We start from the raw sequence: 1,903 nt of genomic DNA on the forward strand, positions 1-1,903 counted from the left end.
TGAGTGTCACGAATAAATAATGAATACAAATTAGTTCTTTGATTTTATTATTTAATGCTATGTAGATGATGATGGTCGGCCCATCGGTAACGGTTTACAGGAGTTGTTATTAAACCACCTTTAGCTGCTTCAATTAAGAGTTGAGGTAGTGAGCATGAAAGGAAAAGGCACCGATAAAGGTGTCAGGTGCGTGTTAAAGAAGGCGAACAATAGTGAACTGTCGTCAGAGGCGTCGAAAGGATAAGACGATGTCAAAACCAATGTACAGTAGCATCATTGGGATAAGCAGCAAGGCAACCTGATTACTGTTGCTGCGGCATCCGGCGTATAGACAGCGCGAGCGTAACACAGGCGTATACATGGAACGTGAGAACCAGTCGTTGCAATGTTAAGAGAAAACTTCAAGCAAGAGACACTGCAAGAAGGAAAGTATCGATGAGCAGCACTGGGGCAGAAACTTCCGTAGTAGTGATGATAGCTATTGAAAGATAGCAGGAGCGAAGGGGAGTTGTTTTCGAGTTTTTATTCATTAACGAAAACTGATATACAAATCAGGAGGTACGAAGATGAGCGAAACAAAACCGTTTAGTATCAGTCGGCGATTAGTAATGGCAGGCTATCAGAAAGTAAAATCAAACAGAGGAGGCGCAGGAGTGGATGAAGTTAGTATGGGCGAATTCGATAAAGGCTACAGAAACCATCTGTACAAGCTTTGGAATCGAATGAGTTCAGGCAGCTACATTCCACCGGCGGTAAAACTGATTGAGATACCGAAGAAAGGAGGTGGACTAAGACCTCTGGGCATACCCACAATCGCAGACCGGATTGCCCAATCTGTAGTAAGAGGGCTATTGGAACCAACGCTGGAACCACTGTTTGTAAAAGATTCGTATGGTTACCGGCCGGGAAAGTCAGCCAAACAGGCTGTTGAAAGAGTAAGACAACTATGCTGGCAACAGTCATGGGTGATAGACCTGGACATCAAAGGGTTCTTTGACAACATACCGCATGATCTGCTGATGAAAGCAGTCAGAAGGCATTGCCAAACAAAGTGGATACTGTTATACATTGAAAGATGGCTGACAGCGCCCCTACAGTTATCAGATGGAACACAGATAGCAAGAACCAAAGGGGTTCCCCAGGGTTCTGTTATCGGGCCGTTACTTGCCAACCTATATCTCCATTACACAATGGACAAATGGTTGAATATAGAGCACCCACAGTGTACACTGGTTCGTTATGCAGATGATGCCATCATCATGTGCAAGTCACAGAAAGAAAGTCAGACAGTGATGAAATCGTTGGAGAAGAGGTTGACGGATTGTGGTCTTGAAATGCATGCATCAAAAACAAAGCTGGTGTTCTGTAAGGATAGTAACAGAAAGTCTTACAAAGACTATCCAACTATCTCGTTTGACTTCCTTGGTTTCACATTTAGACCAAGACAGGCACAGAACGGGAGAAAGGATGGGTCATTCACAAACTTTCTGCCTGCGGTCAGTACCAAAGCAATGAAGGCGATGAATGAGAAAATGAAAAAGTGGGGAGCGTTAGGCAAGACAACGAATACGTTACAGGAAATAGCAGTAGAGATTAACCCTATAATACGGGGATGGATCAATTATTACGGAACATTTTACAAAACAAAAATGAAAGAGTTTATGCACCTATTAAATGTAAAGCTCGAAGCATGGGCAAGACGCAAATACAAAAGACTTCGAACAGGAGGAATGAAGACAGTAAGATGGCTTCATCAAATATCAGTGCGCCGACCAAAAATGTTTGCACACTGGGAACTACTGAACTCGAAACCAACGGTTGGAAAATCGGAGCGGTATAACGGGAGACTGTTACGTACCGTTCTAACAGAATCTCAGGCTGCGATGCCTGGGTTTACTTACTA

At 43.5% G+C, this 1,903-nt stretch carries 2 protein-coding genes; one reads left to right on the forward strand and one right to left on the reverse strand.

Going from position 1 to position 1,903, the window contains the following annotated elements; all coding sequences use genetic code 11:
* Positions 1 to 401: 401 nt before the first annotated feature.
* Positions 402 to 530 (reverse strand): hypothetical protein, encoded by a 129-nt coding sequence (locus EFY79_RS21940; RefSeq protein WP_262685252.1) that lies wholly within the window; start codon positions 528 to 530, stop codon positions 402 to 404.
* A gap of 36 nt (positions 531 to 566) precedes the next feature.
* Here EFY79_RS21940 and ltrA point away from each other — a divergent pair.
* On the forward strand, positions 567 to 1,903 hold a 1,337-nt coding region (ltrA, locus tag EFY79_RS21245), incomplete at its 3' end, for a group II intron reverse transcriptase/maturase (RefSeq protein WP_123122771.1).

The sequence above is a fragment of the Hanamia caeni genome (genome assembly GCF_003721595.1).
GTDB lineage: Bacteria > Bacteroidota > Bacteroidia > Chitinophagales > Chitinophagaceae > Ginsengibacter > Ginsengibacter caeni.

What these genes read in the sequence shown, in the direction of transcription:
- EFY79_RS21940 (WP_262685252.1), bottom strand. Translation starts at nt 530, where the DNA reads ATGAATAAAAACTCGAAAACAACTCCCCTTCGCTCCTGCTATCTTTCA.